The 24,533-nt window shown below is 67.2% G+C and carries 20 protein-coding genes, 1 tRNA gene and 1 other RNA gene; 10 read left to right on the top strand and 12 right to left on the bottom strand.

Annotated elements, in window-relative coordinates; all coding sequences use genetic code 11:
* Window positions 1–148 precede the first annotated feature (148 nt).
* The 9 genes from recR to ffs form a co-directional block, all read right to left on the bottom strand.
* A complete protein-coding gene (recR, locus tag ABH923_RS16290; protein ID WP_370056432.1) occupies window positions 149–745 on the bottom strand; it encodes a recombination mediator RecR in 597 nt (198 codons plus the stop codon).
* Between the two features lie 4 nt (window positions 746–749).
* Window positions 750–3,188 (bottom strand): DNA polymerase III subunit gamma and tau, encoded by a 2,439-nt coding sequence (locus ABH923_RS16285; protein ID WP_370056431.1) that lies wholly within the window; start codon window positions 3,186–3,188, stop codon window positions 750–752.
* Between the two features lie 80 nt (window positions 3,189–3,268).
* A complete protein-coding gene (locus ABH923_RS16280) occupies window positions 3,269–4,540 on the bottom strand; it encodes an acyl-CoA thioesterase/BAAT N-terminal domain-containing protein (protein ID WP_370056430.1) in 1,272 nt (423 codons plus the stop codon).
* Window positions 4,537–5,853: an acyl-CoA thioesterase/BAAT N-terminal domain-containing protein gene (locus ABH923_RS16275; RefSeq protein ID WP_370056429.1), complete on the bottom strand. Its 1,317-nt coding sequence runs from the start codon at window positions 5,851–5,853 to the stop codon at window positions 4,537–4,539. The genes ABH923_RS16280 and ABH923_RS16275 overlap by 4 nt, the downstream gene beginning before the upstream one ends.
* On the bottom strand, window positions 5,850–7,214 hold the full coding sequence (locus ABH923_RS16270) for an acyl-CoA thioesterase/BAAT N-terminal domain-containing protein (protein WP_370056428.1): 1,365 nt from the start codon (window positions 7,212–7,214) through the stop codon (window positions 5,850–5,852). Before ABH923_RS16270 ends, ABH923_RS16275 begins: the two co-directional genes overlap by 4 nt.
* Window positions 7,215–7,229: 15 nt before the next feature.
* Entirely contained in the window at window positions 7,230–8,423 is a 1,194-nt protein-coding gene (locus ABH923_RS16265; RefSeq protein WP_370056426.1) for an acetate/propionate family kinase, read from the bottom strand.
* Window positions 8,420–10,558, bottom strand: a complete 2,139-nt coding sequence (gene pta / locus ABH923_RS16260; protein WP_370056425.1) for a phosphate acetyltransferase — start codon at window positions 10,556–10,558, stop codon at window positions 8,420–8,422. The genes ABH923_RS16265 and pta overlap by 4 nt, the downstream gene beginning before the upstream one ends.
* Before the next feature lie 2 nt (window positions 10,559–10,560).
* A complete protein-coding gene (locus ABH923_RS16255) occupies window positions 10,561–11,976 on the bottom strand; it encodes a DUF1254 domain-containing protein (RefSeq protein WP_370056424.1) in 1,416 nt (471 codons plus the stop codon).
* Window positions 11,977–12,083: 107 nt separating this feature from the next.
* An RNA gene (ffs, locus tag ABH923_RS16250) (signal recognition particle sRNA small type) lies at window positions 12,084–12,180 on the bottom strand.
* A 99-nt stretch (window positions 12,181–12,279) separates the two neighbouring features.
* On the opposite strand from ffs, the gene ABH923_RS16245 reads away from it, so the two are divergent.
* A tRNA-Ser gene (locus ABH923_RS16245) sits at window positions 12,280–12,367 on the top strand.
* Window positions 12,368–12,435: 68 nt separating this feature from the next.
* Here the strand turns inward: ABH923_RS16245 and ABH923_RS16240 are convergent.
* A complete protein-coding gene (locus ABH923_RS16240; protein WP_370056423.1) occupies window positions 12,436–13,623 on the bottom strand; it encodes a tyrosine-type recombinase/integrase in 1,188 nt (395 codons plus the stop codon).
* Between the two features lie 170 nt (window positions 13,624–13,793).
* Between ABH923_RS16240 and ABH923_RS16235 the strand changes: the two genes are divergently transcribed.
* The 5 genes from ABH923_RS16235 to ABH923_RS16215 all read left to right on the top strand — a co-directional run bounded on the left by ABH923_RS16235 (window position 13,794) and on the right by ABH923_RS16215 (window position 20,053).
* Window positions 13,794–14,420 carry a hypothetical protein gene (locus ABH923_RS16235; protein ID WP_370056422.1) on the top strand — a complete coding sequence of 209 codons (627 nt, stop codon included), beginning with the start codon at window positions 13,794–13,796 and terminating at the stop codon, window positions 14,418–14,420.
* A 298-nt stretch (window positions 14,421–14,718) separates the two neighbouring features.
* Window positions 14,719–16,845 (top strand): ATP-binding protein, encoded by a 2,127-nt coding sequence (locus ABH923_RS16230; RefSeq protein WP_370056421.1) that lies wholly within the window; start codon window positions 14,719–14,721, stop codon window positions 16,843–16,845.
* Window positions 16,842–18,197, top strand: a complete 1,356-nt coding sequence (locus ABH923_RS16225; protein ID WP_370056420.1) for an AAA family ATPase — start codon at window positions 16,842–16,844, stop codon at window positions 18,195–18,197. Before ABH923_RS16230 ends, ABH923_RS16225 begins: the two co-directional genes overlap by 4 nt.
* Window positions 18,198–18,544: 347 nt before the next feature.
* Window positions 18,545–19,870 (top strand): hypothetical protein, encoded by a 1,326-nt coding sequence (locus ABH923_RS16220; RefSeq protein ID WP_370056419.1) that lies wholly within the window; start codon window positions 18,545–18,547, stop codon window positions 19,868–19,870.
* Window positions 19,871–19,879: 9 nt separating this feature from the next.
* Window positions 19,880–20,053, top strand: a complete 174-nt coding sequence (locus tag ABH923_RS16215) for a hypothetical protein (protein WP_370056418.1) — start codon at window positions 19,880–19,882, stop codon at window positions 20,051–20,053.
* An 853-nt stretch (window positions 20,054–20,906) separates the two neighbouring features.
* On the opposite strand, the gene ABH923_RS16210 is transcribed toward ABH923_RS16215, so the two are convergent.
* On the bottom strand, window positions 20,907–21,278 hold the full coding sequence (locus tag ABH923_RS16210) for a hypothetical protein (RefSeq protein ID WP_370056417.1): 372 nt from the start codon (window positions 21,276–21,278) through the stop codon (window positions 20,907–20,909).
* Between the two features lie 82 nt (window positions 21,279–21,360).
* Between ABH923_RS16210 and ABH923_RS16205 the strand changes: the two genes are divergently transcribed.
* From ABH923_RS16205 to ABH923_RS16190, 4 genes are all read left to right on the top strand, one after another.
* On the top strand, window positions 21,361–21,630 hold the full coding sequence (locus tag ABH923_RS16205) for a hypothetical protein (RefSeq protein WP_370056416.1): 270 nt from the start codon (window positions 21,361–21,363) through the stop codon (window positions 21,628–21,630).
* Between the two features lie 35 nt (window positions 21,631–21,665).
* Window positions 21,666–21,956, top strand: coding sequence for a hypothetical protein (locus ABH923_RS16200; RefSeq protein ID WP_370056415.1), 291 nt, complete (start codon window positions 21,666–21,668; stop codon window positions 21,954–21,956).
* 202 nt (window positions 21,957–22,158) lie between these two features.
* Window positions 22,159–22,440 (top strand): hypothetical protein, encoded by a 282-nt coding sequence (locus ABH923_RS16195; RefSeq protein ID WP_370056414.1) that lies wholly within the window; start codon window positions 22,159–22,161, stop codon window positions 22,438–22,440.
* A gap of 279 nt (window positions 22,441–22,719) precedes the next feature.
* On the top strand, window positions 22,720–24,120 hold the full coding sequence (locus ABH923_RS16190) for a ParB/RepB/Spo0J family partition protein (RefSeq protein WP_370056413.1): 1,401 nt from the start codon (window positions 22,720–22,722) through the stop codon (window positions 24,118–24,120).
* 58 nt (window positions 24,121–24,178) lie between these two features.
* On the opposite strand, the gene ABH923_RS16185 is transcribed toward ABH923_RS16190, so the two are convergent.
* A complete protein-coding gene (locus ABH923_RS16185) occupies window positions 24,179–24,493 on the bottom strand; it encodes a hypothetical protein (RefSeq protein ID WP_370056412.1) in 315 nt (104 codons plus the stop codon).
* Window positions 24,494–24,533 lie beyond the last annotated feature (40 nt).

Here is a 24,533-nt window from a genome sequence, read left to right as displayed (position 1 = left end):
GGGATATGCCCGCCCGGCCATGTGACGGAACGCCCAGGCGGTGATCGAGGGGCACGTTGTTGTCGCTTTTCGCGCCCAGAAGTGACAACGACGTGCCCCTCGGCGGATGAGGGCTTGGGGGTGGTGGGGCGGGAGGGGTTGGTCTGGGTTAAGAGACTTGGCGGCGGCCTTCGAAGGCGCGGCCGAGGGTGACCTCGTCGGCGTACTCCAGGTCGCCGCCGACGGGGAGGCCGGAGGCGAGCCGGGTGACGCGGATCTCCAGCGTGGTCAGCAGGCGGCTGAGGTAGGTGGCCGTGGCCTCCCCCTCCAGGTTGGGGTCGGTCGCGATGATGACCTCCTGCACGGTGCCGTCGGCGAGGCGCTGCATGAGCTGCCGGATGCGGAGGTCGTCGGGCCCGACGCCGTCGATCGGGCTGATGGCGCCGCCGAGCACGTGGTACAGGCCGCGGAACTCGCGGGTGCGCTCGATGGCGACGACGTCCTTGGCCTCCTCGACCACGCAGATGGTGTCGGGAGAGCGGCGCGGGTCGCGGCAGATCGTGCAGGTCGGCTGTTCGGAGACGTTGCCGCAGATCTCGCAGAAGCGCACCTTGTCGCGCACCTCGAGCAGCACCTCGGCGAGCCGGGTGACGTCGAAGCTCTCGGTCTGCAGGATGTGGAACGCAATGCGCTGTGCCGACTTCGGCCCGATGCCGGGAAGCCGACCCAGCTCGTCGATCAGCTCCTGGACGATGCCCTCGTACACGGCGTTACCTCATGCCGTTCATGGGAGGGGCGGGCTGCTCCTCCAGGAAGCGTGCACCGAGGATCTCGCGGACGACCGCCTCGCCGTAGCGCTGCGGGGCCTGGAAGGTGGGCGTGCGGGCGCCGGAGGCGGGGGCGGAGCGCTCCGCGGTGGGGCGGGTGGCGGCGGGGCGCTCGGCTGCGGGCGGCGCAACGGGGGTGCGCTCGGGAGCCTGACGCTCAGCGGCAGGGCGCGTGACGGCGCGCTGCGGGGCTGCGGAGGGCGCGGCCGTCTCGGCAGCGGATGGCGCCGCCGCCCAGTCGCCCTCGGGCTCCTCCGGGACCTCGGCCTCGTAGGGAGGCTCGATCTCCTCCGGCGGCTCCAGGTCGTCCGGTGGCAGCTCGTCGGTGACAGGAGCTGCTGACGGCGCGGCAGCGCGCACGGGAGCGGCCTGCGGACGTTCCAGCGTGGCGACGGCGGCGGGCGCCGCCGCGGGGATGGCGACCGTCGCCCACTCGGTGACGGACGCCGAGGCCGCCGCGCCGGGAGCGGTGGATGACGCCGGAGCGGTGGATGAGGCCGGAGCAGGCGCCGACGACGACGCGGGGGCCGCTCCCGACGCCGGGCGCGCAGCGGAACCGTCTCCATCGGCGCCCGGCCAGGTCGGCGCCTCGGGCGCGGAGGGCGCTCCCGCGGACGGGCGAGACGAGCCGCCGCCGGCCGGCGCGCCGTCGGCGCGCGCGATGAACTTGACCCGGATGCCCAGGATGTCGATGATCGCCTGGCGGAGGTACTCGCTCACGCCCTGGCCGCCCTGCGCCTGCGGCTGGCGGAAACTCTGCACGTCGTTGTCGCTCGGGAACGACAGCGTCAGCACGTCGTCGTTCAGCGACCGGACCTGCGCGGTGAACACCACCATCCATGCGCTGCGCTTGGCGCGCTGCACGGCGTCGAGGATCTGCGGCCAGGAGTCCTTGACCTGCTGCGTGCTCACGGCGCCGACGGCCGCGGGGGCAGCCGGAGTCGCGGGCGCGGCGACCGGCTCGGGAGCTGGCGGGGCCGGATTCGGCTCCGCGGTCTTCGTGGCCTTCGCAGCCTTCGCGGGAGGCTCGACGGGCTCCGGCGCGGCCGGCGTCGGGACCGGGGCGGCCACCGGCGCCGAAGTACCAGGGGCGGGCTGCGGCGCAGGAACAGGCGCGGGCACCGAAGCACGAGCAGGAGCAGGAACAGAGGCAGGAGCCGGCGCAGGAGCAGCCGCAGGCGCAGGCGCAGCAGCCTCCCGCGCCCCACCGGCATCGCTCACCCCGACCCGCCGCTCCAGCCGCTCGACACGCGCCAATGCCCCGCGCTCGCTGTCGTCGCTCGACGGCACCAGCACGCGCGCGATCATCAGCTCCAGGTGCAAGCGCGGCGAGGTCGCGCCGGTCATCTCGGTGAGCGCGGCGTTCACGATGTCGGCGGCCCGGCTGAGCTCGGTCGCGCCGAACTTCATCGCCTGGACGCCCATCCGGTCGAGTTCGTCCTGCGGCACCCCGCGCAGCACCGCGGCCGCGCCGTCGACGCTCGTCGCGGCGACCACGATCAGGTCGCGCAGCCGCTCCAGGAGGTCGTCCACGAAGCGCCGCGGGTCCTGCCCGGTCTGGATGACACGGTCCACGGCAGCGAACGCGCCTGCCGCGTCGCGCGCGGCGATGGCGTCGATGACCTCGTCCAGCAGCGCGGCGTGCGTGTAGCCGAGGAGGGCGACGGCGCGCTCGTACTCGATGCTGCTGCCCTCGGAGCCGGCCATCAGCTGGTCGAGCAGGGAGAGCGTGTCGCGCGGCGAGCCGCCTCCGGCACGCACCACCAGGGGCAGCACGCCCGGCGCGACCGTCATCCCCTCGCTGTCGCAGAGCTGCTGGACGTACTCAAGCATCTGCGCGGGCGGGACCAGCCGGAACGGATAGTGGTGGGTGCGCGAGCGGATCGTGCCGATGACCTTCTCGGGCTCCGTGGTCGCGAAGATGAACTTCACGTGCTCCGGCGGCTCCTCCACGATCTTCAGCAGGGCGTTGAAGCCCTGCGGCGTGACCATGTGCGCCTCGTCGAGGATGAAGATCTTGTAGCGGTCGCGGGCGGGGGCGAAGATGGCGCGCTCGCGGATGTCGCGGGCGTCGTCCACGCCGTTGTGGCTGGCGGCGTCGATCTCGACCACGTCGAGCGATCCGGAGCCGTCGCGGCTCAGCTCCACGCAGCTCTCGCACTTTCCGCACGGGGTGTCGGTGGGGCCCTCCGCGCAGTTGAGGCAGCGGGCGAGGATGCGGGCCGACGTGGTCTTGCCGCAGCCGCGCGGCCCGGAGAACAGATAGGCGTGGTTGACCCGGTTGGTGCGCAGCGCCGTCATGAGCGGCTCGGTCACCTGCGACTGGCCGATCATGTCGGCGAAGGTGTCGGGCCGATAGCGGCGATACAGAGCGGTTACCACCCACACATGCTACTTGCCGCGACTGACATTCCGGCCGTTCCGGGGAACTCCGGCGCCGGCGCGTTCGGCGGCGGCCGCGATCAGTGCCCCGGCACCGAGGACGGAGCCGTCAGCGCGGTCATGATGTCCGCCCAGAGCGCCTCCCTCGCCCGCTCCGTCGGCTGCGCTGCGGCGCCGGCCGGCAGCAGCAGCGGCGTGTACGGCGGCAGGTAGAAGAGGTGCGTCGCGCCCGGTGCGATCAGGTACGCGTCGCCCTCCTCCAGGGGGCGCTTGCGCGCCCCTGCCTCCAGCCAGGCGCAGCTGTTCGCGATCTCCTCGTCCCGCCCGGCGCAGCCGAGAACGACGGGCCCGGGGATGCGCTGGATGTCGAGGACGGCGGCCGGGGCGGGATCGTGCGTGCCCGTCGTGCAGGGCACCCACTCCCCTCCGACTGTCACGGCCGGGCTCGGCACCGGCGACGGGCAGATCAGCCCGGTGGTGCCGCCCGGCGCGATCGCGCCGTAGACGGTGCCCGGATACGCGGAGGCCGCCCAGAGGGCGAGCTGCGCACCGCGCGAGGCGCCGAAGGTGAAGATCCGCTGGCCGTCCACTCCCGGCTGCGACTTGAGCCAGCTCAGGGCGGAGAGGAACCGCTCGGCGGGGAGGCTGCGCAGCGGGTCGAGCTGCCCGGCCGAGCCGTACGTGGAGAGGTCGAGTGTCGGGAAGCCGAGGGCCGCCAGCGTCGCCGACACGAGCACGCCGGTCGGCTCCCCCGGATCGGTGCCGTCGAACACGATGACGCCCGGCCGCACGCCTTCCGTCGAGCTCGTGGGCTGGAAGTAGTCGCCGGTGATGCCGTCGTCGAACACCGCGCGCGACGGCGCCGCCACCGACAGCCCGGTGCGCTGCACCCGGGTCTCGGCGACCCGGCGGCCGCCGACGGAGGCCTGGAGGTCGACGGAGAACGACGAGCCGCCCCACGTGACGTCGGAGGTCGCCGCCTCCCCCGTGCTGCTGCGCATCGTCCAGAACAGTCCCATTCCGTCTGCACCGGTGAACGGGGCCTCCAGCGGGACGTCGCGCGCGAGGTCGATCACGCCGTCGGCCGGGACGGCGTAGACCGCCTGCGACGACCACAGCCCGCCCGGCACCAGCGACGCACGGATCGTCACCTCCTGCCCCGGCGGCAGCGCGAGGACCTGGATGCCGACCGGCTGCCACACCGGGCTCGGGTTCACGCTCAGCGCGAAGCGCGGTCCCGCCGCGCCCTGCTGGGCGCCGCAGCCCACCAGTGCGACCGCCGCGAGCACGACGCCGGCAAGCGCCGCGAGCACGCGGCGTGCGGCGAAGCGGGTCCTCCTGGCGGGGTTCACGGTCCGATGGCTCCTTCCAGCAACGCGGTCACCCGCGACCAGAATGCCACCCTGGCGTCCTCGGTTGCCTGCGCCGTGGCCGGTGGGAGGCCGTCGAGTCCGATCGGCAGCATCGGAGGCGCGCTCAGCTCGTGCGCCGATCCCGGGGCGATCAGCGTCTCCCCCTGCGCCCGCGCGCCGCGCTCGTCCGCCCCTGCGCGGGTCCAGTCGCACGCGCTTGGGAGCAGCTCGTCGGCCGTTCCGCAGGCGAGCAGCAGCGGCCCGGGGATGCGGTTCAGCGGCAGGATGGGCGTGTCCGCGATCCGGCTGTTCGGGCTCGCGCACGGCACCGGACGGCCCTCGTTCAGCAGCGTCGGCGCGCCGGACGACGACGCGCACAGCTCGGCGGTCGGTCCGCTCGCTGCGATGGCGCCGTAGACGGTCTGCGGCTCGCTCGCCGCGAACCAGAGCGCGAGCGGGGCGGCGCGGCCGGTGCCGTAGACGACGATGTGGTCCGGGTCGACGCCCGGGTCCCGCGCGAGCCAGGCGCGCGCGGCGTCGAAGGCCTCCACCGAGAGGGCGGCCGAGCCGGGGATCTGCCCCTCCGGCCCGAAGGCGGGGAGCAGGAGCACGGGGAAGCCGATCGCGGCGATCCGGCGCGCGGCGAAGGCGCCGGAGGCGGCGTCGTCGTCGCCGTCGATGAGGACGACGCCGGGCCGCGGATGCACGAGCGTCGGCAGCGGGGTGAACAGCGTCCCCGCCCGCAGCGCCTGGGTCTGGTCGGCGGAGACCGCGGCGCCGGCGGGGGCGGCGGCGCTGGTGGGGACGGCGGCGCTAGCGAGGGCGTCCACCGTCACGACGCGCTCGACGCTCTGGGCGGACAGGGGCGTGCGCGGGACCTGGGCGACGGCGACCCTGGCGCCCTGCTGCTCGGCGGTGAGCTCGACCTGCACGGGGCCCTCGGCCCAGGCGCGTTGGAGCTGCGACTGGCTGAGGGAGGGGCCGGACATGCTCCAGAACGGCGCGGCGGCGTCCGGCCGCACGTGCGGGGCGGTGATCGGCTGCTGGGAGGAGAGGTCGACCCGGCCGCTGGGCGGGACGGCGTAGAGGGCGCGGGAGGTCCAGGTCCCCGCCGTCGTGGTCGCGGTGGCGCGGAGGACGACGTCCTCCCCCGGGGTCAGGCCGGTGAGCGAGACGACGACCGGGTCGGCGGTGGCGTTCCCGAAGCGCGCGACCACGATGCGGGCTCCGCCGGCCGGTGCGACGCAGCCGGTGAGGGCCGCGACCGCGACGATCGCGGCAGCGGCGGCGAGCGCGCGCAGCCGGCCCCTCACGACAGCACCGCCCGCAGCAGGAGCTGCCCGACCGCGTTCCAGAACGCGATCCGCGCCTGCTCGGTCGCCTGGCCGCCTGCGCCGGACCCGTCGCCCGGCTCCGGCAGCGCGATGGGGAGGCCGGGCGGCACCGTGACCGCGTGGGCGGCGCCGAGGCCCACGAGCAGCTTGTCGCCCGCGCGCGGCGCCCTGGTGGCGGTGAGCTCCTGCTGCACGGCGCACGCGCCCGGGAACACGTGGTCGACCTGACCGCAGGTCAGCATGACCGGCCCGTTCACGACGCTCAGCGGGGGCGCGGCCGTCGTCCCGACGCCCGGGCTCCGCTCGCAGGGCACGCCGACGCCGTGCTCGAAGACCGGCGACGCGCTCGATCCCGCGAGGCAGAGCAGCTCGGCGGGCCCTGCGCCGGCGAACAGCCCGTGCAGCCGGGTCGGGAACCGGTTCGCCGCCCAGATCGCGAGCTGCTCCGACGCCCCGGTGCCGTAGACGAAGACGTGGCGCGCGTCGACGGAGGCGAGCGCGTCCAGCCAGTCCAGGATCGCCGAGACAGTCCCGGCGTCCGTCACCGTGGACAGGTGCACGCCGTCCGCCGACGTCATCGGCACGACGAACACCGAGGCGCCGAACTGCGAGAGCAGCGGCGCTGTGAAGTCCGCCGACGCCCCCGGGGTCGGATCGTCGAAAATCAGCACAGCCGGCCCGGACGGGCGCTCGAGGGACGACGCGTCGTAGAACCGGCCGATCGGCACGTCCTCGTGCGTCTCGTGCGGCGGGAGCGCGACGCCCGCGCCCGTCTGCGCGAGGTCGTGCGTGAAGACGGTCCGGCCGTCCACCGTCCCGCCCAGGCCTTCCAGCCGGAAGGTGCGCCGGGCGACGACCCGGTCGCCGTCGCTCGCGGTCAGAGTCACCTGGTTCGTGTCGCGCATCCACTGCTGGGCGAGGTCGGCCGGGCCCAGCGCCGGGCCGCGCAGCGACCAGAACAGGCCGGCCGAGTCCGGCTCGGTGAACGGCGCGAACAGCGGCTTGTCGCGCGCGAGGTCGACCGTCCCGTCGCCGGCGACGTCGTAGCTGGCGGCGGACGTCCAGGCGCCGCGGGAGGAGTCGAGGGAGGCCGTGATCCGCACCCGGGTCCCGGGCTCGGCGTCGATCAGCTCCAGCGGGACCGGCCAGAGCACGGAGCTGTAGCGGATCAACGGCGGGGTGATGAAGTGCGGGCCGACCTGGGCGCCGTCATTGGCGCATCCCGCCAGTGCGGCGCCGATCGTGAGCACCACGACGACCGAGGCGGCGAGCGCGGGCCGCAGTGCGGCCCTCCGGGTGGACCTGCCGTCCCGCCCGACTCCGTCGCCGCGCCGCCGCATGGTGCACCTGTCCGCTCAGCCCGCGCCCACCGCCTGCAGCGACTGACGGGCGATCTCCAGCTCCTCGTCGGTCGGCACGACGAGCACGGCCACCCGGGAGTCGTCGGTCGAGATGACCCGCGCGTCGCGGGAGGGGCTGGCGTTGCGCTCGGGGTCCAGTCGGATGCCGAGCACCTCCAGGCCCGCGCACACCTCGGCGCGCAGCCGGGCGTCGTTCTCGCCGACGCCCGCGGTGAAGGTCAGCACGTCGAGCCCGCCGAGCTCCGCCGTGTAGGCGCCGATGTAGTGCTTGAGCCGGTGGACGGTGGTGTCGAGCGCGAGGCGTGCGGCTGCGTCCCCCGACTCGGCGGCGTGGCGGACGTCCCGCATGTCGCCGTGGCCGGAGAGCCCGAGCAGGCCGCTGCGCCGGTTGAGCAGCTCGTCGAGGTCGTCGATGCCGAGTCCCGCGCGCCTGGCCAGGTGCAGCAGCACCGCGGGGTCGAGGTCGCCGGAGCGGGTGCCCATCACCAGCCCCTCCAATGGCGTCATCCCCATCGAGGTGTCGACCGAGCGGCCGGCGTCGACGGCGCAGACCGACGCGCCGTTGCCGAGGTGCAGCACGATCTGCTTGAGCTCGGCGGGCGGCCGGCCGAGGAACTCCGCCGCCGCTGCCGACACGTACTTGTGCGAGGTGCCGTGGAAGCCGTACCGGCGGACCCGGTGCTTCTCGGCGAGCGCGGCGTCGATGGCGTAGGTGTACGCCTCCGGCGCGAGCGTCTGGTGGAAGGCCGTGTCGAAGACCGCGACGTGCTCCACCTCCGGGAACGCTTTCTTCGCCGCGCGGATGCCCTGCAGGTTGGCCGGGTTGTGCAGCGGGGCGAGGTCGGAGAGGTCTTCGATGTTGATCTCCACCAGGTCGGTGACGATCGTCGGCTCGAAGAACCGCTTGCCGCCGTGGACCACGCGGTGCCCGACCGCGGCGAGCGGGTTCTCGTCCAGGCTCGGACCCTCGGCGGCGAAGGCGTCGAGCATCACCCGGAAGGCGGCCGTGTGGTCCGGGATCGCGAGGGTGGTCTCCCAGTCTCCGCCGGGTCCCGTGTGCCGGATGTGGCCGGAGGGCTCCCCGATGCGCTCGATGAGCCCGGAGGCCAGCGCCTCCTCGCTCCCGGCGTCGATGAGCTGGTACTTCAGCGACGACGAGCCGCTGTTGACCACCAGGACGGCGCTCATGTCAGCGCCGCCTGGATCGCGGTGATGGCCACGGTGTCCACGATGTCCTCGACGGTCGCGCCGCGGGAGAGGTCGTTGATCGGCTTGCGGAGGCCCTGGAGGACCGGCCCGATCGCGACCGCTCCGGCGCTGCGCTGCACCGCCTTGTACGTGTTGTTGCCGGTGTTGAGGTCGGGGAAGATGAAGACCGTGGCGCGGCCGGCGACCTGCGAGCCCGGCATCTTCGCCGCCGCGACCGCCGCGTCCGCCGCGGCGTCGTATTGGATCGGCCCGGCGACGGCGAGCTGCGGCGCGCGCTCCCTGACCAGCTCGGTCGCGGTGCGCACCTTGTCCACATCGGCCCCCGCGCCGGAGTCGCCGGTGGAGTACGACAGCATCGCCACGCGCGGCTCGATGCCGAACTGCTCCGCCGTGCGCGCCGACGAGACGGCGATGTCGGCGAGCTGCTCGGCCGTCGGGTCCGGCACCACGGCGCAATCGCCGTAGACCAGCACCCGGTCGGCCAGCGCCATCAGGAACACGCTCGACACCACGGAGACGCCGGGGGTGGTCTTGATGATCTCGAACGCCGGACGGATGGTGTGCGCCGTCGTGTGAGCCGCGCCCGACACCATCCCGTCGGCGAGGCCCAGGTGCACCATCATCGTGCCGAAGTAGGACGCGTCGGTGACCGTGTCCGCGGCCTGGTCGACGGTGATCCCCTTGTGCGCGCGCAGCTTGGCGTACTCGTTCGCGAACCGCAGCCGCAGCACGTCGTCGAACGGGCTCAGCACCTCGGCCTTGCCGATGTCGACGCCGAGCTCGATCGCGCGCGACCGCACCTCGAACGGCTCGCCGAGGATCGTCAGCCGTGCCACGCCGCGTGCCAGCAGGGTGGCGGCGGCGCGCAGGATGCGGTCGTCCTCCCCCTCAGGCAGCACGATGTGCTTGTCGGCGGCGCGGGCCCGCTCGATGAGGTCGTACTCGAACATGAGCGGCGTGACCACCGCGTGCCGGGAGACGTCGAGCAGGGCGAGCAGCCGCTCCGCGTCCACGTGCCGCTCGAACAACGCGAGCGCCGTGTCGTACTTGCGCTGCGAGTCGGCGGCGAGCCGGCCGCGCGCGTGTGTGATGCGCACGACGGTGTCGTAGGTCTGCAGCGGGGTGCGGACGATCGGCAGCGGCGAGCGGAGGCCCGCGAGCAGGCGCTCGATCGGCTCCGGGAGGTCGAAGCCGCCGTTCAGGACGATGCCCGAGATGGAAGGGAACGTCCCGGACGCGTTCGCCATCAGCACGGCGAGCAGCACCTCGGTGCGATCGCCGGGGACCACCACGACCGCGCCCTCCACGAGCCGCGGCAGCACGTTGTTCATCGACATACCCGCGACCACGACGCCGAGAGCCTCGCGCGCCAGGAGGGCCTCGTCGCCCGCGATCAGCTCGGCGTCGGTGACCTCCATGATCGAGCGGATGCTGGGCGCGACCAGGAAGAGGTCCTCGGGGATCGCCCACACCGGCGGCAGCTCAGGGCCGGAGGCGGCGGCCGGGCCTGCGGCCTGCACGGCGTCGCTGACGGCCGCCACGATCGCGTCGAGCCGGTCGGCGTCCGCGCGGTTGGCGATGACCGCCATGACGCCGGCGTGCTCCTGGCGCAGCTCGGCGAGTGCCAGCTCCGCGAGCTGCCGCAGCTCCTCCGGCGAGCGCGGATCGGCCTGCCCGAGCCGTTCGCCGAAGCCCTGGCCGATGCGGCCTCCCAGCACCAGCAGCACGGGCGCGCCGAGGTTGGCGGCGATGCGTGCGTTGTAGCCGAGCTCGGTCGGGCTGCCCACGTCGGTGTAGTCGGAGCCGAGGATGACGACCGCGTCGCTGCGCGCCTCCACCTCCCGGAAGCGCCGGACGATCTCGCCGAGCGCCGCGTCGGCGTCGGCGTGCACGTCGTCGTAGGTGACGCCGATGGCCTCCTCGTAGCTGAGGTCGGCGGTCACCCGGCTGAGCAGCAGCTCGAGCACGTAGTCCCGTTCGACGGCGGAGCGCGCGATCGGCCGGAACACGCCGACGCGTTCGACGGAGTGCCGCAGCGACTCCAGGACGCCGAGCGCCACCGTCGACTTGCCGGTGTGTCCTTCCGCGGAGGTGATGTAGAGCGAACGGGCCACTTTCAGCGGGTCTCCTCGTCTGTGCTTCGGTCATTCGTGCCGTCATCGAGATCTTCGTCGCCGCGCGCCTTCCGGATCGGCGCGAGGCGGTAGCTGCCCTCGAGCACGGCGGGGCCGGGGGCGTACAGCCGCAGCAGCGGCCGGAAGTCCCCCTCCGGCGCCGGCAGCCAGTTGGCGGCGGCCTTCGCGTCGTCCGGCCGGGTCGCACTGATCGTGATGGTCAGCCCGCCGTCGTCGTCGTACACGATCCCCGGCGTCCGGTCGCCGATCGAGTACCGCCCGATCGGGTTCGTCACCAGGAAGAAGTGCGGGAGGTCGTACATGGTCAGCGACCAGAACGCGTGCACGGGCGGGGTCGGGTTCAGGCGCAGCCGGTAGACGTGGGCACCGCTGAGCTGCTCGCCGGCTTCGTCGACGTAGGTCGGGAAATACGCGGCCTCGTAGCCGTGGTTGCCCCACAGACCGCCGAGGGCGGCGCCGGCCCGGCGGGCGTAGCGCGTGGTCGGGTCGGCGAGCTGCCAGCCGCGGCCGTCGAGCGCGCCGACCTCGAAGAAGTCGGTGTTGTAGTCGAAGACGTGGAGGTTCACCTGCCAGCCGTCGGTGGTCGGCACGGTCGTGTGCAGCGACGACTCGAGCGCCTGCTTGCCGACCGCGTACCCCTCCTCGAGCGCGTCGCGGACGTCCTCCGGCAGCTCGGCGATCGGCGTCGCGCCCGTGAGCCCGATCGGCTCGTAGGTCGCCAGCGCGTCCCTGTCGTGGTCGGCGGGAGGGAACTCCCGCGACCACACCCGCATCCGCTCGAAGAAGGTCAGGGCCTCCGTCGGGCCGGCCGGCACCTCCGGGATGCCCGTGGGCGGCGCGAACGTCTCGAGCGTCGGGGTGAGCGCGGTGGCGTCCTGGAGGGCGTGCACGGCGGGGAGGTCGTCCTCCCCCGCGACCGCCCAGCGTCCGACGATCGTGCCGACCCTGGTCGGGAAGCGGATGACCGTGGATTCGCGTCGGTCTTCGTCTCCGCGTTCGTCCTCCCAGCCGGGTGGGACCAGCAGGAACTCACCGGCCGCCGAGCCGGTGGCCCGGGTGCCGACGTAAGCGAAGTTGTTGGTCCAGGCGTCCACGAACTGGAGCACGTAGTAGCGGTCGTGGACCGCGGGAACGGTGAGACGGACGGGCCCGACGCTGAGGTCGAGCTGCGCGATCGAGTACAGGGTGTCGTTGTTGACCGAGACGAAGGTCGTCTCCGGGCCGGCCAGCACACGCGCGTGCCCGAACGCGTTGAACGGCGTCGGCGGAACAGCGCCGAGCCCCTCGTGGGTGAACCGCCCGACCTGCTCCAGATCGAACACGAGCGGGAACCCGACGACGAACGCCTCGGAGGCGAGCTCGGCGATCCCGTGCTCGACGGCTTCCTGCTCGGTCATACCCGCACCTCGACTCGTCGGAGTGTCATTCTACAAAGCGTAGAACAAGTGGTCAGCTGCTGTGCTGCCCACACTCTACGCGGCGCGTGTGACGGGTGCCTGAACACGAAAAAGACCCCCCACGCACCCGCCAGAGCCCGGTTACCCTTGCTGCGTTTCCGCCCTGGGGGAGTTGGCCTGGATGGCGCCACGTGGGGAGCCGCGAACCAGTGTAGCGGGTCCGACTGGGAGGCCGTGCACAGCGGGGCCTCCGGCGTCCGCTAAGATATTGTGAGCCGTCGCCCGCAGGGTGGTGGCGACCCAGGAGAATTCGCCTAGTGGCCTATGGCGCACGCTTGGAAAGCGTGTTGGGTGCAAGCCCTCGGGGGTTCGAATCCCCCATTCTCCGCCATTTTTCCAGATGGTCGAAGGCCCCGAGATCCGCGTGATTACGCGGAAGTCGGGGCCTTTGCTCTTTCCTCAGCCAGCCGATTCGGCTCTTCGTGCCCACACTTTGCCCACACTTTTCTGATGACCTCCCTCATTGAGGCGCATCGCGACCTCATCGAGGTCGTCATCGAAGAGGTCGGCGTAGGTGTCGAGGGTCATCGCGGCGGACTTGTGGCCGAGCATTCGTTGGACGGCTTTGACGTTGGCTCCTGAGCTGACTGCCAAGCTCGCGGCGGTGTGGCGGAGGTCGTGTGGGGTGAGGCGCTCGAGGCCGGCTCCGGCAAGCGCTGTCAGGAACCACGACCGCTTGTTCTTGCTGGCGCTCGGACGGCGGAGGAAGCCGCCGTATCGGTCGGCAAAGACCAGGTCGTCGAGTCCCTTCGTTGCGCAGAGACGCGCCAGGGGCTCGGAGAGAAATTCAGGAAAGGGGACGGAGCGCCGCTCCCACGACTTGGGAACGCCCTCGACGACGTTGCCATCAACCTCGGTGGCGGTGCGGTTGATCTCCAGCCGACGTCGCTTCATCGAAACGTCACGAACACGCAGGCCGGTTGCCTCCGCCCAGCGGAGGCCACAATAGGCGAGAACCATCAGAAGTGTGGCCTGCATGTCTGTGTCGGCGGCCGCCGCAAAGCTGATGACCTCTTCGTGGCTGAGGTACCTGCGGCGCTTGTTCGAGTGCTTGCGTGGCGAACCATCTGCACCCCGGGCGACGTTCTTGGCGATGCGGCCGTCCTTCAGCGCGACATCGAGGATGCCGGCGAGGATCCCGAGCGCACGAAGAACAACCGTTGCAGAGCGCGGCCGCGACGCGTCGGCCGTCCACGCGGCACGAGGACTCGCAATGGCGGAGCCTTCGCCCAATTCGCGAATCCACTGGGCAACGGCGCTTGGTCGGATGGAGCCTACAGCGACGGATGTCCACCGTGGCTCGACGTAGACGCGCCACGACGTCTCGATCGAATGAAAGCTTGAAGGCTTCATCGCCTGACGCTTGTTCGCCAGCCAGCTTGGCGCGAGCTCCCCCACCGTGATCCGTGCCGCTTGAGGATCGACAAATGAGCCGGCCGCTTTCGAGATCTCCACGTTGGCAAGATAAAGCTCAGCGTCTCGCTTGGTCTTAAAGCCTCGCTTGTCGGTCTGGCGGTGCTCTGGCGTCCGATAGCGGACGCGCCAGCGTCGACCCGCGCTCGTTTCGTATGGCGTGACAGTCCCCATGATGACCTCCTCACTTACACGTTCCGGAAGGAGCCGCGAGTTGGCGCGCGAATGGAGGCGTTTGAGTCAATTGGGCAGGTCGAGTTGGCCAAATCCCGCCGCAACTCGCTTGAAATCTAGTGGGGCGGCAGTTCAACGCCGGGAGACCAATCTCCGATAGCGTCACGAACGTGGTCGAACTCTTCAGCGGCATTGTTGGAGCAATCGTGGCAGGCATTGTCGCAGCGGTCATTGCGTTTGTGCGAGCAAAGCGCGAAGACGGTATCCGCAGGGAAGAGCAAGCCCTGGCCGCAAAGGTGCGGCAGGAAGAGGAAAAACGAGCTGAACGCTTGCGGGATTCGCGGTGGAGGCGTGATCAGTTCACGGATGAGTCTTCAGCGGCTCGGGCCAGAGCAGATGCGCAGCGTCGTGAAGCCATGGATCAGGCAAAGTCGCTGCTTCTGGCATTTGCGGAACTTGAAGCTGCATTCGGTGCACAGCGGCAGCGCACCCACGACACCTACGCGTACAACCAAGACCTCACTCAGAAGATCAATTACCAACTTCGATTGGTGCCCAACCGTGATCTCAGGCGTCTCGCAGATCTCAGCATTCGTGTGATTGATCACACATGGATCCTGGTCCAGGTCGGCGAAGTCGAGGATGGAATGGCAGCACAACGCAGCGTGCTTCGCGATGCGATGGACGCGATCGCCGTGTTTCTCACAGATGGCACGGCAGATCCGACCGCAATTTCGACCCTGGAGTCCATCTCGGCGGACGCTGATCGAGCTTTTGAGGAGAGTTATCCGACGTGAGGCGAGGAATCTCACCTCGACGCATGGGGCTTAGTTGATAGGAAGTAACCATTTGGGGGGTTAGAAGAGTCTGTCTCATTTCTGAAAGCATGAACATGCCTTATAGATCGCTATCTCGAGCGGCATAGGTAACCGGCATGCACCGCCTTGGCCTGCCAGGCCTCAGCGGTACGTCCAAGCTTGAGGGAACGCGAATGCTCTGACGGAGTGTCCATTACTCCTCCGGGGCAAAGGAGACAGTTTGATAGGCCACCAGTACTTGACGTCGGGGCTACATGCCGAGTTCGAGTTGTCTGGGGTGCGCTCGACATATCGTGTTAGAGCGAAGGTAACGAGCTTCAACGAAGCCGAGGTCCACCTACTGATGCTTGACGGCCGCGAAATTGTGGTTCCTCTCAATGCTTTGGTGAGCATCAGCCCCGCAGAAAAGGCGAACGAGCTCGTGCCATCGGCGCTTCGGCCCCAGGAAGGCGACCGACGGACACAAGCGGACATCGGGCGTGCGATTAACCGCACTCTCGAAGCACTAGCCACTGAACCGCGGTCCGTTGCACGTGCGAAATTGCTGCGAGTAGAACTCGAAGCTGCCCTAAGCGAAGTTTCGTCAACACTAAACAGACGACGCACGGAAGCCGTCCTCAAAGTTGCGACGATGGTTGAAAAGCAATTGGCTTACGATGACCACGTGAGCGCAAGCGCCCCGCAGAAACGCGCGGCCGACGCAATCCGCGAAGCAAACGCCAGATCATATTCCTCTTCATCCAACAAGCTCACCATCGCACTTCAAAATGCACTGGACAAGCTGGTTGCGGAACACGAAGAACACTGGCAACGGATCGCTACCAAGGCCGTTCACCCGCCGCTCATCATCACCCGGGATCGAGTGAATGTCACGCGAGGGGACGATCACGAATTCGATCTGCCAGTCAGGGTAACCCTCGATCAGTCCGCGTCCGAACTCAGCGACGTGACGCTTGTACTCGATAAATATCGGAATCTCGGACTTATCGGCCGGCTGCCAACCATACGGAGACTTGTCGGGGGCCAGACCATAACGGTAAGGGTGCGACTCCGCGACAACCGCAAGCAGGGCGCGCGAGCTGACATCCGCGTGGACGCGCACCTCAGATATGGAACGCCTGACGGTCAAACCCGCACAACGACGCGCCAGACGCTTGTGCTGAGCATTCAGGGCAACGAAGCTCACACGGAGATACCCAATCCATATCGCCCGTATGCCGGCGGTCTCCCTGTTTCAAAGCCTGAGATGTTCTTCGGCCGCGACGCATTGGTCCACGAACTAGTGCGTGATTTGGGTAAGACGCCAGGGGGGACCTGCTTTGCGATATATGGTCAGCAGCGCACTGGAAAGTCGAGCGTCCTCGAGCAGGTGAGTCAGCGCTTGCTTGCAAACAGGGCCATCGTCGCAGCCCTGTCAATGGGAACCATCGATCGTCGGAGCATGACCATCGATTTCGTTGAGGAGATTCTGGACCAGTTTCGCGTCCAGATCGATCGTGCTCTCCCGGCGGAGACGTCTCGGTTGCTCCTCGACCGATGGCCCGATACGGCAGCGATCGAGAGCCGCCCCCTGCGAAGCTTCCAGAGAGCCTTGGAGGCTGGACGATCACTGCTTCGATCGACTGGCTCAACCGGTATCGCGTTCGTGGTGGTCGTCGACGAGTTCACATACGTACACGAGATCTTGAGACGCCGCGGCATCGACCCGTCGGAGCACAACGAGCTGAAAGACTTTATGCGCCAACTCAAGGGATTGCTCGAATCGAGATTGTTCTCGGCACTCTTGATTGGCCAGGACACTATGCCCAGATTCCTTGAGTCTTACCCCAACGAGTTCAGCGTGATGTCAACTCGAAAGCTCGACTATCTCACGATGGACGAAGCTCAGAGCCTGGCGGATCTGCCAATTAGAACGTCCGAGAACAACAGCCGATACACAGGCTACGCACTCAGTACGATCGCCTCGTACACCGGCGGTCACCCCTTCTTCACTCAAATCCTCTGCGACCGGGTGATTACCCTCGTGAATTCACACAGGCGGTCAGAGGTCACTCAAAGCGATGTCGAGGAGGCAGTCGAAAGCCTGCTTGCTGGCCGAGACCGCATCGAGGCACACAAATTCGACTGCCTCGTAACCGCCGACAACACCCATACCCTGATATCAGGAGTCGAGGGCGAGGAAGAGCCTGATGGCACCGAACGTTCGCTGACCGTACTGCGGAGAGTCTCGGCTTTGTCCGGCAGCCAAAATAGTCCCGTCCCGATCGACCACCTCCAGCTGGACTCAAGGCAAAGTGAGGCACTCGATGACCTTCTGCTTCGTGGGGTCCTTCAGCAAAACGAAAACGGGGTATTCATCCGTGTCCTGCTCTACGCCGACTACCTGCGGAGGTATCAGCGATGACTGGTAGAAGTAACCTCCCCGAGCGAGTGCGCGCCCTGCTTACGGCTCCTGCAAACGTCGCCGTACACGGGAGCCCCGGCTCCGGAAAATCGTGGATCGGTGACCGAGTGAAAGGTCTCCTAGATAGCTCTGACCAGGCCGTCATCAGGGTCGACCTCTCAACAACTTCGTCCGGCAAGGAAGTCTTTACAGAGTTGCTCGTTGGGTTAAAGTGCACGGGCGATCCCGCTAAGGATGCCTCCGCGTCTATCCGACACGCTTGGCGGGGCGTCCAAACTTATCTCACATCTTCGGATCGACATGTCATCTTCCTTCTAGATCAGTTCGATCGTGTGCTTCAGTTTGAGGATGCCCTCGATTTCTTGCTCCTGTTCCGCGAACTAGTCCACCGCCCGGAGTCTGTTCATTGCACTGCTCTGATGATCTCCCGTCGATCATTGCAGTCCATCGAAACCAAGGTCTCCGGCATCTCGACCCTCGCGAGTGTGTGCTACACCGAGTATCTCGGCAGCCTTGAGATCGATGATCTCGAGGATCTGGGCCCGGGCACGAGCGGCTTGACCCACGAAGAGAAAGTCGACTGTCTAAAGTGGTCAGGCGGGCATCCTGCGCTAGCGAAGTATTGGCTCACGACGCGGCCAGATATCTCTCCCGATCTCTCGAGCGACATGGAGCGAGCCAGAATTGCGTCGCGCGTGGTAGATCATCTCGCGGACCTGCGGCTTATCGACGCGGCAGCACAGTATGTGCTTGGGCCGATCGTGGACGACCTTCTCTTTGAGCGGCAAGAGCTTGAATTGCTGGGCATCGTGCCTGCGTCAGGTGCCCTGGCGGATGGTTCTGTTTCGTTCTCCGAGCACCAGCACTTCCGCGCTGCTCTGAGACACCGGACCTGGAACATGAATCCCTGGGGAGTCTTGGGACATGCCGAGGTACGCCTGAGAGGCCTCCTCGACAACACACTCAACGAGGCGTATGGGGAGGACTGGGCCAGCGTAGTTGCGAAGAAGAATTCCGCCGTCCAAACCGCTCTCTCAGAGGCGACCGCAAAGCAAGCCCGCGACGCGAAGATGTTTTCCCGGCAGGCCCCGTGGCTCTCTTATACGTACCCTGGAGATCTTTGGCAGATCATGCAGGTGGAGTGGGCCTTATTCGTTCCCGTCTTCAGCTCGCACGATAAGGCGCACTGGCGGAACGTAATGACTGGGCTGTCTCAGTATCGTGCCCCCCTCGCCCACGGCCGCCCGGAAGTACTGGGCGAGGCTGAACGGGCCCAGTGTCGCCTATTCGCCGAAGAGATCCTCGCAAAGATCTCTCAATACGAGAACTCGCGGCTCAATTCTGCGCTCTGAGGTTTGGAGCTGTGAGTTCAGAGCAGCTCGACGTCGCCGGAGTACTACCGCGGATACGCGACGAGCGCGAACCGGTCCGACATCGGGGACCAGCTGTTGACGTTGATGGTGCCCTGACCCCCAAACCACGATTAGGTTCCGATAGATCGTCTATGGTTGCGTGCAACTAGTTTTGCTTGATTTCTGCGGTTTTGAATTGCGCAGACTCGATTACGATCTGCTCTGGTTTGGCCTCAATGTGCGGGGTAAATGCGGGGTCAACCAGGAGATTGGACTCAGCCCGCGGGCCAAAGCTTCGGGCCGCCGCTATCCAGACATTTTTTCGTCCCGGTGCCATGATCGTCGTTGTGACGGAAGAGCGCACTGATGCGAACGCCCACGACCCAGGCCAAGAGCCGGCGCTTGATGCAATTCCGGCCGAGACCTTCGATCGTGGCGCTTCGCTCGTTCTCGCGCTCATCAATTTTCCCGAATGGATTCACCGCAAGGTCGAATCGGTTTCGTTGTTCGCCGGAAAGCGCGGTCGTCGGCGTGTGTCGCTTGATTGCACCCCGCCAACACTGGTCTGGACGAAAGATCTGAGCGGTAGTGCGAGCTCGATCTACGTTCCGCTGACGCTGATGAGCAAACGAGTACTGAGGGATCTTGACGTCTGCGACGACAGCGGCCGCGCCCTGCCGGTGCTGAGTACATCCGAGAATGCGGATTTGGCCGCATCTGCGCTCGCGTTCTTGGTTCAGTTTCAGCATGGAGAAGACGCGGCGGCAAAGTACTGGCACAGCATTCGACTCGTCGTGAGCGGCTCCGAAGAGGAGGCGAGAAAGCTTGCTCGTAGCCTCATCGAGGAACTTGAGCTTGACGTTCTGGCAGCCGGAATCTTCCTGGATTTAGCGAGCAACTTCATCCTCGCAGCGGTGCTTCCTGCTAGCGCCAGCGGGATTCGTACCGTTCTCAAATACAGCTCGCACTGGGAGGCAGGAATCGCCTCTCTGGACACACCGTGGTGGAGGCGGTGGCCAGTAGCGTTCTGGACACGCCTCCGGGCGGGCACCGGACACAAGTCCATCCGACTCTTGGTCAACCTATTCGCAGTTGAATACGTCGGCAGCTACCACCTAGAAGTGAACGCACCCGACGGGCTGCTCTGCTCTCGAATCGAGATGCCTCCCGACAAGAATGGATACTACCCGCTCGATACCGATCGAACACCTGTCGGCCACGTGCATGCCCATTACGACCATGTACACAGGCCCGCAGGCCCAGCTATCGTCCGCTTTGCGCTCGATGAAGCTGGCCCACTCGGTCGCACAGCGCTGATCGCCGGAGCCATGTGCGCCCTTTTCAGCATCTTCTTGTTCTGGCCATCCGCCCAGACAGACCTCAGAGACGGGCTCGATGCCGCTACAACTCTGCTCCTGTTCGTGCCGGCGCTTCTCATCGCGCTCAATGCGCGAGGACTCGAGAGCGAATTTGTTCGATGGTTTCTTCTCCCACTTCGCGTTATCTCCGGCGGCCTAGCGATCCTTCTCGTCATCGCCGGCGGATTGCTCGTGATGAAAGCACCGGACATCTTTAACACTGTGTTTTGGTGGATCGCGCTGATCGCGTCGGCTGGGGTCTTTGTGTTGACGTTCTCGGGACTCGTACGGCTCAAAGTCGGCGCGAAGGGCTAGCATACGAGCATGGCTAAGGCGAACCAGCACAAGCACGCACAAGAGGGCGGCTACTCAGCGTTCGTTATCAAGTCCTCAGAAGGTCGTCGCACGGGCGTTAAAGCCGAAGACGCACGTCGCTACGAGTCGCAGCGTGACGCGATCTTGCGCGGAACGCAACAGCAGAAGACTGGGCGCGCCTGACGCACGAAGTATTGTCGCCCACCGCTGCCCACTCAAGCTTTGGTTGCAAAGCCTCGGCGGTCCGGGGATCTCGTGCGTCTAGTCCACCGCTCGCCTGACAAGGGCACGACAAGCACCGATGATCTCGACGGGATCCGGATCGATCCTACCTACCAGCTAACGGTCGTCTCATCGACCGCCGCAATCGCGGGCGGCCGAGACTCTCAGCCCCACGGCGCCGTTCCGCGAGAGCCTGCTGGAACAGTGTCGCCCAGGTGCGATATGCCGCCCGCTGGTGATCCTGAAAGCGAGCGAAAATCCATCCGCCTATGCCCACGAGCACTGCTATCAGCGCAACCCAGAGGATCGAATTCGAATACCCCTGGATCGTCTGAGTTACTGTCGCGCCAACGACACCATGAATCTGACCGGTCTTTGGGTCAACTAGGGGCGCGAGAGTGGTGAAGAGCCCGCCCAGCAACGCGCTAAGAAATGCTGCAATGACAGCAATACTCGTCCCGACGACGACCACCAGGGTCGTCGCCGCGGGCGTCCGCGCACCAGGCTCGCGTGCCTCCGCTCGCATTTGAAGCTCGGCGAGGACTTGTCGTTGAACGTCTGGGTGAGCGCGTCGAAAACGATCGATTCGCTCAGCCGTCATGCGAAGGTCACCATAGATGTGCTTCCCGGCTTCGCGACGAAGTGGATCTTGGACAGCAGCCTTGACGCGAACCCCCAATCCGCGACGCGGTGCGGCGTTCTCGTGAGCAGACATGGATCTCATGCTAGAGCGCGCCGCTGACACCGCTGGGCCAGCGGACGCTCATTGCCCCGCCTACGAGATGCCAAAGAGCTAGGAGATCGCTTGGCCGGGTCAACGAGCTCCATGAGGAGCTGTGAGCATGTCTTGGCGCGGACCTCCGGTTCGTGGGTCTCTTCCAGCTTGCCATCGAGCCTTTTGCTCTTCCGCCGAGATAACGGCGCCATCTGGCGCCGTTACCGGCGTCAAGAAATTCGGCATGCCCAGGCTTAGTGCGCACGCGTCGATCGCCTGCTGCAGTTCATCGTAGAAGCCGAGCGGCCACCTCTCGTCGCGCTTGATTGTGAAGTGGTCGACCCGATACATCATCAGCGTCTCGTGGGTACGCTGGTGCACCGCCGGCCCGTACTCGATTACGAAATGAATGCGCGTTCCGGCGTCCGCAACAACCAACCAAACCCGTTCTCCGGCCTGCAGAACTCTCATGACTCGGCACTCCAACATTCGAACATATGTTCTATTGTGACCAGTGAACACCGACACCGCTACCCGATCGGAGGAACTGGCAATGAGCATCGTTCCCGCCGCTGACATCGTCCACATTTGGACCGATTCTCGGACTCCGAGCCGACTGGTTTGGCGCGATCACCGCTATCGGGTCATCGCTGCTGAACCGGTCCGATCGACCATGGTCCATGACGCTTTCACCCACCCCGCCGAGCAACTTGTCGGGTGGTCCGTCGTCGCGATTTCAGATCAGGATCCGTCGGAGGTTCGGTCCATGCAGTTACAGTCTGTTGGCACCGGCTGGGTGCTGATCAACGTCGGCCCTGCCTGACGGTGGGACAGAACCGCCGCTACCCCGGATCCGGGATGGACCGCGCAATCGAACAGGCGATCACCCGACCACGACCGGTCTGGCTCACCGAGCAAGAAGTCGACCTCGAGCACGACCCCGCCGTCGTCCCCGCTGCGCCAGCGCCGGCGGTTGCGTACGTTCGCTTCCACGAGGCCGTCGTCCGCCCCAAGGTCGAGGTGGTGGCGTGGAACGAGCACGCCGTCCGCATCCGGTTCACCGCCCGCGATGGCCAGGTACACGAGGGCTGGGTGTGGAAGGACGCCGTCCGGTCGAAACCGTCGCGGACGATCGAGCGTCGCCGCTGACCTGATTCCTGTGCGCACCTGGTCCACCCCCGCCTGGTCGGTGTGCCGCGAAGCCTGCGGCGATTGTTCGGTCGCCCGCCCTGCGCACAAGCCCCTGACGCGGCCGACTGACGTCGCCCTGCCGGGTGGCACTCCGGACGGGACTCCCTGATCGGCACTGCGTGCCATCACGGCACACCAACCAGCAGGGAGGAACAAGATCATGAGCACCCTCATCACCGACACCAACGAGCTCACCCACTTCACCGCCGTGTTCAGCAGTCACGACCTCGCCGCTGACATCGCACCCCGGCTCAGTTGCATCGAAGTCGAAGCCCTCGCCGGCCTCCTCCGAGCACTCGGAGAACCCGCCACCGCCGACACCTGGATCCATGAACACGCCACCGATGACGAGATCGGTGACGCCCACTACCAGGGCGATACCCTCGACTATTTGGCCACGATCGACCCGCAGGACAACCTGCAGTGCGACAGCTGCCAGTAACCCCCCGAGCCCACACCAGCAGATCGCGTGGGCTCGGCTCATGCTGTGAACACCAGAGTGGAGCCGCGAGCGGCGCCGTGCGCACTGGGTTGTCCGTCTGCCTGGCCGGTCGATCGTAGTTCGCTGCCGCGGGCTGCGTTCCGGGCTTTCGCGGCATAGCCTCCACTCGCTGACGCTCCCTGCGGTATTCCACGACCCGGCACTCCGCTCCGCTCCCACTCACCCTCGATCCCCTTGCCAGACAGGCGAACAAAAGCAGTTGAAGGGATCACATCAATCATGAGCGAGAACACTACCGTGGCCGGGACCATCGAACACCTGAACCCGCACACCCTCACCATCGAGAACAACGTCCGACCATCCGCACCCATTACCCCGGCGTTCGTACAGTCCATCAAGGAGAACGGGGTCCTCACCCCCGTCCTCGGACACCGTGGCGACGACAGCACCGTCACCGTCCGTGCCGGACAGCGCCGCGTCTACGCGGCCCGCGAAGCAGGGTTGACCACCATCCCGGTTTACCTGGTGGAGGCGGACGATGTGACGGCGGAGCGGATCGTGCAGCAGATGGTCGAGAACGACCAGCGCGAAGCCCTCACCGACGGCGACCGGGCCGCCGCGTTCCGGCAGCTCGCGTTCGAAGGGCTCTCCGTCACCGCGATCGCCCGCCGCACCGGAACCAAGCAGAAGGAGGTCAAGACCGCCCTCGCCGTCACCGAGAACAAGGTGGCGGCCTCCGCGATCCAACAGCATCAACTGACGCTGGATCAGGCGGCGGTGCTGATCGAGTTCGACAGCGACGAGGAAATCAGGACGGACCTGATCCAGGTCGCGACCACCGACCCGGCCCAGTTCGCGCACGCGGCCCAACGGGCACGCGACGAGAAAGCCCGCGCCGCGGCCAAGGGCCACACCGAAGCCGAACTGGCGAGCCGCAGGTACACGATCCTGGACACCGACCCCGGCTACTACGACACCGAGTACACCCGAATCAGCGAACTCCTCACCACCGACGACCAACGCGTCACCGCCGACTTGACGAAGAACGTCGAGGGGCGAGCCGCGCATGTGCGGGTTTACGCCGACGGCGACGCGCACGTCACCTACTTCGTTCGCGACGCCACGGCCGCGGGCTTCCACACGTACGGTGGCAGCCCCTCAAAGTCCGGTCCGATGACCGAGGAACAGAAGGCCGAGCGCCGCACCCTGATCGCCAACAACAAGGCGTGGGTGTCCGCCGAAGTCGTCCGCCGCGAATGGCTCACCGCGCTGCTGTCCCGCAAGGCCCTGCCCAAGGACACGGCGGTGGTGATCGCGCGGGCACTCACGATCCACCGACAGGCAGTCAGCTCCGCCACCCGGGAGGGCAACGAGCTTGCCCACCAGCTGCTCGGGCTCGACCCGTCCGGCTACTTCGAAGCCGACAAGCTCGCCGCCCTCATCGAGCAGACGCCCGCCAAAGCACTGCACGTCGCCCTTGCGGTCGTGCTGGGAGCTTGCGAGTCCGTCATCAGCAAGCAGACCTGGCGCTCCCCCTCCCCTAATGACACAGACTACTTCACCCAGCTCGCCGGCTGGGGGTACAGCCTCAGCGACGTCGAACGGATCGTCATCGGCGAGACGTCCGCTGACTACGACGCCGAGATCGCCGACGCAGCTCGGCCTGCCGCCACAGAGTAGAACGTGAAGGATGCGGGTCCCGCCTCGGCCGGACCCGCATCCTCGCGTCGGGGCGGGATCACCCAATGCCGCGAACGGGCGACCGTGGGGCCTGCAGCGCGATCGCCGGACCTTCACTCTGCTGAATGACACGGTCGAAGGACACGAACGGCACACATGCCGTCTCCGCCGTCATCGCCGCCAGCCGACCGATCACAGTATGCAGATCGGCAGCGATCGCCCAACCATCCACCGCCCACCCGCTGACCGTCTCCACGCACTCCCGCTTCTCCGCCGCGGAAGGGTGCGCAGACCCGGCCACGCCTATCATCCCGCCCTGCAGTTCCGGGCCCATGTTTCTCGTATCGATGATGAATACCCACACCCTGATCACTCCCTGCTCCTGATCGTTTTTCTTGCCGTTCCGGCACAGA

This window comes from Leifsonia sp. EB41 (assembly GCF_041262565.1).
In the GTDB taxonomy this organism is placed as follows: domain Bacteria; phylum Actinomycetota; class Actinomycetes; order Actinomycetales; family Microbacteriaceae; genus Leifsonia.
This window is presented reverse-complemented; position numbering and strand designations above follow the sequence as displayed.